Source organism: Lawsonibacter sp. (genome assembly GCF_022777125.1).
Lineage (GTDB): Bacteria > Bacillota > Clostridia > Oscillospirales > Oscillospiraceae > Lawsonibacter_A > Lawsonibacter_A hominis.
Genome location: NZ_JALFGV010000104.1, coordinates 1 through 7,313 on the forward strand (window position 1 = coordinate 1; position 7,313 = coordinate 7,313).

The 7,313-nt window shown below is 61.6% G+C and carries 5 protein-coding genes; 1 reads left to right on the forward strand and 4 read right to left on the reverse strand.

The window, feature by feature from the left end; genetic code table 11:
* Nucleotides 1-236 precede the first annotated feature (236 nt).
* Genes MR825_RS08960 through MR825_RS08975 form a run of 4 tightly spaced genes read right to left on the reverse strand, consistent with a single transcriptional unit; the run spans nt 237 to nt 6,462 of the window.
* A complete protein-coding gene (locus tag MR825_RS08960) occupies nt 237-2,636 on the reverse strand; it encodes an S-layer homology domain-containing protein (protein WP_287880268.1) in 2,400 nt (799 codons plus the stop codon).
* A gap of 13 nt (nt 2,637-2,649) precedes the next feature.
* A complete protein-coding gene (locus MR825_RS08965) occupies nt 2,650-3,855 on the reverse strand; it encodes an ABC transporter permease (RefSeq protein WP_256175986.1) in 1,206 nt (401 codons plus the stop codon).
* Nucleotides 3,852-4,547, reverse strand: coding sequence for an ABC transporter ATP-binding protein (locus tag MR825_RS08970; protein ID WP_287880272.1), 696 nt, complete (start codon nt 4,545-4,547; stop codon nt 3,852-3,854). The genes MR825_RS08965 and MR825_RS08970 overlap by 4 nt, the downstream gene beginning before the upstream one ends.
* 4 nt (nt 4,548-4,551) lie before the next feature.
* Nucleotides 4,552-6,462 (reverse strand): HlyD family efflux transporter periplasmic adaptor subunit, encoded by a 1,911-nt coding sequence (locus tag MR825_RS08975; RefSeq protein ID WP_287880275.1) that lies wholly within the window; start codon nt 6,460-6,462, stop codon nt 4,552-4,554.
* Between the two features lie 401 nt (nt 6,463-6,863).
* Here MR825_RS08975 and MR825_RS08980 point away from each other — a divergent pair.
* On the forward strand, nt 6,864-7,313 hold a 450-nt coding region (locus MR825_RS08980), incomplete at its 3' end, for an S-layer homology domain-containing protein (RefSeq protein WP_287880277.1).

The window sequence follows — 7,313 nt, forward strand, 5'->3', positions numbered from 1 at the left end:
AAAAAGTGGCTTTGCCACTTTTTCGAAAGAGCTGCGGCCTGTTGCGCGCACTCGCTGTCCGCTGCAGGCGGACAGTTCGCACACTTACAGACCGAGAAGTGTTTTCTCCGACGCACAAGTCGCCGGAGAAAAAGGATTGGACTGAATTAGCGCCAGTGAGCGCGAACACTGCGAGGCCTTTTCGACAAGCAGCGACGGCGCAGGCAAAATGCCTGCGCCGTCGCTGCTGTGTATGCTTACTTGATGACGATGATACGGACCTTGCCGCCTGTCTCCGGCGTCTTATCATAATAGACGCTCAGATCATCGGAGAATGCCAGAGCCTGCTGCAGGTTTTCCGGATGGCCGCCGTCCTTGGCGGTGTACCAGGTCTTGGTAGCCTCATTATAGATCTGTACCTGGTTGGAGATGGGGAGGATCATGCTGTTGGTGGTGAGAGTCATGGCCTCGGCGTCGAATTGAGCGCGGCGCAGGCCGGTGACGGACTGCAGTGCGGCAAAGCCCGCCAGCATCTGATGGTCGTCCACCTGATCCATGGAGCCTGCGATGCCGCCCATATAGCCGCTCTTGGCGCCGGCCACGCTTCCGACCACATAGGAGAGCTCACCGCTGCCGTTGGTGACCCGGATGGTGCCGTTGCGGTAAGTACTGGTGGTGACATAGTCATTCTGCTCCGTGCTCCAGGTCTTTTCGTCATACATACCGGCAGGCTGGTAGTAGATCAGACCGTACTCGTAGCGGTCGCCGGTCACATCGTTCAGCACTACCTTGTCTACGCGGCCGGCCCAGTCGTAGCCCACGTAGGTGATCTGAGCGGCGGGGATCCTGGTCAGGGCAATGTCGCTGCGCTCGATCTCAGCCAGCTTGCCGTTGCCGACCTGTTCGAAGAAGCGGATGCCTGCGGAGAGGTCCTTGGTCCCCAGCGTGTTTTTCGTCAGATCCAGCGGGGCGGCGGCCGCCTTGCCCTGGACCTTGGTCAGGCTCAGATAGCCCCGCTCGGCGGAGGAGACCGTCACCAGACTGCCGTTGAGCTTCTGGGCGGCCGGCTCGGTATACTGAGTCTTGCCGGTGATCTTGATCACACCGTCCAACAGCTCGATGGTCACATTGTCTTTGGAGGCAACGTCGGCCACACCCACCGCATTGGACTTTGCCACAGAAGTAGGCACCGCTCCGGCCACCTGGCCTGTGGAGGTCAACAGCAGGGTCAGCCGGTCGCCGACCTGGAACGTACTCAGATCCTGCACCGCACTGGGCAGCACGGTGAACGGAGTGCCCAGCACCGTGATGGTGGAAGGCGCCGCCGTGTTGGGATAGACGTCCTCGTAGATGCCCGTGAGCTTCAGGTCGGAAACGAACAGCGTGTTGGAGCCGCCGTCATAGGTGGCTACGTCATACTGTTGCAGATCAGACACTGCGGCAGGGACGCCGTTTTTATAAATCTGGTAATCGCCGGAGCCGGTCACCAGGGAGGCAAAGGGATTGGTGGCGCCGTTGGGCTTGTTCTTCGCCACCAGTGCGTTGTCCTCGTTCACCGCGTCGCTGGAGGAGCGGAGGTAGAGGTAGTCCAGCTTGCCGGAGCCGTTGTAGCACAGGACCAGGTTGGCGCCGGTGCGCAGGCCGGTCCAGATCTTTTCATAGCTCGTGGGTTCGCTGCTGTCGCTCTGGTAAACCGCCGTGGTCAGCTTGACGGATACCGTCTCATCGCCCAGAAGAGGGATGGAATTGGCCTGGGGGCTGCCCATTATGGTGGCGGTGCGGAAGGTGCTGTCCTCATCCGGCAGGATGGCCAGCAGTTTTTGGGAGCGATCCAGCAGCAGCTTGCCGCGGGTACCGTTGAGGCTGCCGTCAAAGCCCTTGTGGTCGGTCTTGTAGGTGCCGGCGGAGGTCATCACGGAGCCGGTCGTGCCGTCCTCCGCCACCGCGTCCGTGGACAGGATGACCAGGCTGCCGGTCAGCTCGCCGCCCAGCTGCTTCAGATAGAGTTCCGTGCTGCCCTTGGGACTGGTAAAGAGCAGGTTATAAAACAGCAGGGCCGCCTGACCGCGGGTAATGGTGGAGGAGCCGGAGAGGCTCAGACCGTCGGAAAGGCCGGAAGACCGCGCCACGGCCACATAGCCGTCGTACCAGTAGGCGCCGGAGGCCACATCGCCGCTGCCGTAGCCTAACACCCGCATGAGGATGGTGACCGCCTCGCCGTACGTGATGGCGCGGTCGGGACGGAAGGTGCCGTCTCCCACGCCCATGATAAGGCGGGTACCCGCCTTGTCTTCCCCGCCGCCCAGGGTGGTGGTGGAGGCCAGGTTTACATAGCCGCGGGCCCAGTGGGAGGGGCCCACATCCTGGAAAATGGTGCGGTTGCGCTGGGCGGGCTCCTCGCCGCCCAGGCCCATGATCTCAATGGTCATTTTGCAGAATTCGGCCCGGGTCAGCGTGCCCGCAGGCCGGAACGCGCCGCCGCCGGTACCGTTCACCACGCCCAGCAGGCGCAGTACCTCCGCGGCGTTGGCGGTCGCTTCATCGGTAATGTCGTAAAAGCTGCCGGCGCCTGCGGCGGAAGCGGGCAAGGCCGCCAAAAGACCGGCCAGGATGGCCGCCGTCAGCAGGCAGGCGATCAGTCGTTTCAGTTTTCTCATTCCACTCTCTCCTTTATTCCGCACGCAGGGCCACCACCGGCTGGAGGCCGGAGGCCTTAATGGCGGGGTACAGGCCGAAGATCACGCCCAGCGCAACCGAGATGAAGAACGCGCCAACGGTGACCCCCACGCTTGGCCATAATATCATATTGAACGATAGCTTGCCAACAATAAGCGTGCCGATATAGCCCGCCGCGATACCAAAAATACCGCCGATCCCGCAGATCATGCAGGCCTCGATCAAAAACTGGGCGATGATGCTGCGCCGCTCAGCCCCGATGGCCTTGCGGATGCCGATCTCGCGGGTGCGCTCGGTAACGGTGACCAGCATGATGTTCATGATGCCGATGCCGCCCACCGCCAGGGAGATGGCTGCGATGCCGCCCAGAAAGCGCTGCTGCAGCTTATCCTGCGCCTCCCCCTGCTCCTGCCACTGGTTGGGGGTCTGGACATAGTAGTAGCCGTTCTCCCCGATCAGGCCCTTCAAAAAGCCGTCCAGCAGGGTGATGGCCCGGGTGGTGGAGGCGGAATCCTTCGCCTTGGCCACAAAGGAACTCCAGGAGGTGCTGCTGTTGAGCAGGCGCGTCATGGTGTAGGGCACCAGGATATAGCGGTCCACGCCGCTGTAATTGTTGGGGTCCTTCTCTTCGAACACGCCCACCACCTCGAAGGGCGTGCCGTTGATGGTGATCGTCTTGCCGATGGGGTCGGCGTAGTTGAAGAGCATGCTGGCCATTTTGGAGCCCAGCACGCAGACCTGGCTGTACTTTTGGATATCCAGATAGGACAGGTCCCGGCCTTTGGCCACCGTAAGGTTATTGCACAGCGCAAACTGCTGGTTGCCCATCACGACCTGAGGGCTCTCCTCCCAGCTGGTTTGATAGTTGTCCAGGGTCTTGGCGCCGTATTTGACCACCGTCTGGTTGTACATCTGGATGTTGGGCGTAACGCCCAGAACGTATTCGTCCAGCTCCATGCAGTAATTGTAGAGCGCGTCGGAGATTCCCTGGCTGTTCCAGGAGCTGGCCTCGATATTGATAACGTTGGTGCCCAGGCTCTCATAATAGGCCCGCATCTGCTGATTCTGCCCCTGGGCGTAGGACACCAGGATGATGACCGCAGCCAGGCCGATGATGACGCCCAGCATGGTCAGGGCCGAGCGGCCCTTCTTGGCCGCGATGGATTTGGCCGCGATCTTGAAGGCTTGATTCAGATTCACTGGAAGGCCCCCTCTCTGTCCCCGTCATAGAGGATCCGGCCGTCCGAGATGCGGATGATCCGCTCGGCGGTGGCGGCAATGCCGTTGTCATGGGTGATGAGAATGATGGTGGAGCCGTCCGCGTGGAGCCGGTGCAGGATCTCCAGTACGTGCTTGCCGGTCCGGGAGTCCAGGGCGCCGGTCGGTTCGTCGGCCATGATGATCGGCGGGTGGGTGGCAATGGCGCGGGCGATGGCCACCCGCTGCTGCTGGCCGCCGGACATCTCGGTCGGCTTGTGGCGGGAGCGGTCCGCCAGGCCCACCTTCTCCAGCGCTTCCTCCGCCCGTTCCGAGCGCAGGGAGGGAGACATCCCCTGATAGATCAGGGGCAGCTCCACGTTTTCCCAGGCGTTGAGGGCGGGGATCAGGTTAAACCCCTGAAAGATGAAGCCGATCTGCTTGTTGCGCACGTGGGCCAGCTGCCGGTCGGTCAGCTCGGTCACATCCACCCCATCCAGATGATAGTCCCCGTAGGTGGGGATATCCAGGCAGCCGAGGATGTTCATCAGGGTGGATTTGCCGGAGCCGGACGCCCCGATGATGGCCACGAACTCGCCCCGGTCGATGCGCAGGGAGACCCCGTCCAGGGCCCGCACCTCGCTCTCTTCCCCCTCGTTATAAATCTTGAAGAGGTTTTTTACATCTATGAGCATCGCGTCAACCCCAACTGTCGGCCTGCTGGGTCTCATAGCCGATGAAGACTTCGTCGCCCTCGTTCAGGCCGCTGATGATCTCCACGCGGGTGGTGTCGGCAAGGCCCACCTCCACCGGTACGGCCCAGAAGCCCTCAGGGCACTCCCAAGAGGGGTCCGGCTCGGCAATGCCGTTTTCCGGCATCTGCTCGGAACGGACGAAGACGATGGTGCCGGTGCCGTCGTCGCTGACGCCGGCGTAGCTGCCGGAGGAGCCGCCGCCCGCAGGCATGGGCACGGCCACCGCCATGAGCGGTTTGGCGGAAGCGCCGCCGGCGTAGGACTGGGGCGCGGCCTCGGCGTCGCCGCCCGCTTCCTCGTCCACAACGGCTCCGTCGTCTGCGATGGCTCCGTCGCCCATCCCATCCGTACCGCTTGTCATACCGTCGCCGTTTGTGCCGCCGAAGCCTTCGATCCCGGCAAAGCTGACGTACTTGACCGCCTGGACGGGCACGGTCAGGCAGTCGTCGGACTGGCTGGCGACGAAGGAATAGTTGACGTACATGCCGGTCATGAGGCTGCCGTCGGGATTGTCCACCTTGACCACGGCGGGGAAGGAGGCTACGCCGTTTTCGCCCTTGGCGGTCAGGGAGACGCTCTCCACGATCCCCATATAGGGGGTGCCGTACTGGTCGATATTGACCATCATACCCGTCTTGACGTAGCCGATATTCCGCTCATCGATGTTGATATCCACGGTCATGACGCTGGTGTCGGCGATGGTGATGCCCTGTCCGGAGCTGACCTCCATGCCCTCGCTCAGGCTGCAGGAGAGGACGGTGCCTGAAATGGGGGCCACTGCGTTGTAATTGCTCAGCTCCTTCAAGGCGGTATCCAGCTTCTCCTGCGCGGTCTTCAGGGCGTCCTGCTTGGCGGAGATCTCCTCCTGATTGTCCTCGGCGCCCAGCCGGACCAGCAGCTGGCCCGCTTTCACGTCGGCATAGTTGAGCAGCCCGGCGTACTCCACGGGGCCCTTGACCTTGGCGGTGATCTTGGTGGTCTCGTAATATTTGAACTGCCCGTTCTCATAGGGGTAGATGGGGGTGCCGTCGGCAGCCGTAAGGACGGCCGAGGCGTCCATCCCCTCGGTAAGCGTGCCGGGATTGTCCAGGACAAGGACAACCTCAAAATAGATGCCGCCCTCGGGGGAGATGAAGCGAACCTTGTTGATCTGCTCCACCTTGCCGCTCAGCGTAGACATGACGGAAGGGATGGAGACCTGCACGGCCTGCCCCACGCTGATCTCGTTTTCGTATGTATAGTTATAGTAAAGGGACAGGCGCAGCTTGGTGTCGTTGACCAGCGTGGCAATGGGGTCCCCGGCGTTCACCGTGTTTCCGACCTTCAGGTCGGCCACCTCCATCAGCTTGCCGGAGTGCGGCGCGGAGATGGTCAGATCCTTGGCCGAATCATAGATGGCCTGCAGGTCCTTGGCGCACTTGTTCACCGTCTCCTGGGCGGCGGTCACCGCCTCCTGGGCGGCGGTGTCGTCCATCCGGTAAAGCTGCTCGCCCTCGGTCACCTGCTGGCCCTCCTGCACATACAGCTCCAGGATGGTGCCGCCTGCGGTGGGGCTGACGGTGGCCGAATCCTTGGCCCGGGTGGAGCCGCTGCCCTCCACCACGCTCTGAATGGAACCGCGGCTGACAAAATCGGTCATGGCGGTACCCTTGGAATCATCCTTTTTGAACACCAGGAAATAAAGGGCTGCGATCAATCCGATCACCACCGCGGCGATGAGGACGATGGCCAGAATGATCTTGCCCACGCTGTGTTTTTTCTTTTTGCGCTTGCCGCTGGGCGCTGCAGGCGGCGTCGCCGGCGCAGCGGCGGCGGCCGCGACCTGGTCCAGAACCGGGGTTTGCTGTTGCGTCATGTTTCCTTCCTCCTAATTCACGGTACTCTGCTTGCCATTGTACCACCCGGGCAGGGCGTATGGAATTACAATCCAGTGACAAGTTCTTAAGTTATCCTTAAATTTAGACGGCGCCGAAGGCGGAAAGTTTCCCGGGGCGCGAAAAAAATTCCAGCGTCCGCGGCCTGTCCGCCCGCCCTGGATGTACGCAGACGTGCATCCGCCCGGCCATACATTATATATAAATGGAAGGCATGGCTTGTTTTACAGCTTTGTTACAAATGGCCCGAAGCGGTTGACGGGGGACGGAAGATGATTTATAGTCATCACAGAGGCAAGGGGAGTCATACTTGGCTGGTAAGTAATGCCAAACCCGAGGCATGACGGCCCGGAACTCTAAAATTTAGAAGGAGGAATTCCAGATGAGAAACCTCAAACGGGCTCTCAGCCTGGCTCTGGCCGCCGTTATGCTGATCGGCATGATGGTCGTCGGCGCTTCCGCTGTGAGCTACAACGATTTCACCGACCGCGATGAGATCGTGAACAAGGACGCCGTTTCCATGCTCACCACCCTGGGCGTGATCGACGGCAAGACCGACGGCAGCTATGATCCCGAGGGGACCGTGCGCCGCGACGAGATGGCGAAGATGATCTCCGTCATCATGAATCAGGGCGTTGACAACAACGAGCTGTATTCCGGCGTGGACAGCAAGCTGACCGACATCGGCGACAACTGGGCCAAGGGCCACATCAACTACTGCTTCACCCTGGGCATCATCGCCGGCCGCGGCGACGGCCGCTTCGACCCCGCCGCCAACGTGACCGGCGCCGAGGCCGCCAAGATGCTGCTGGTGGCCGCCGGCTACGATCCC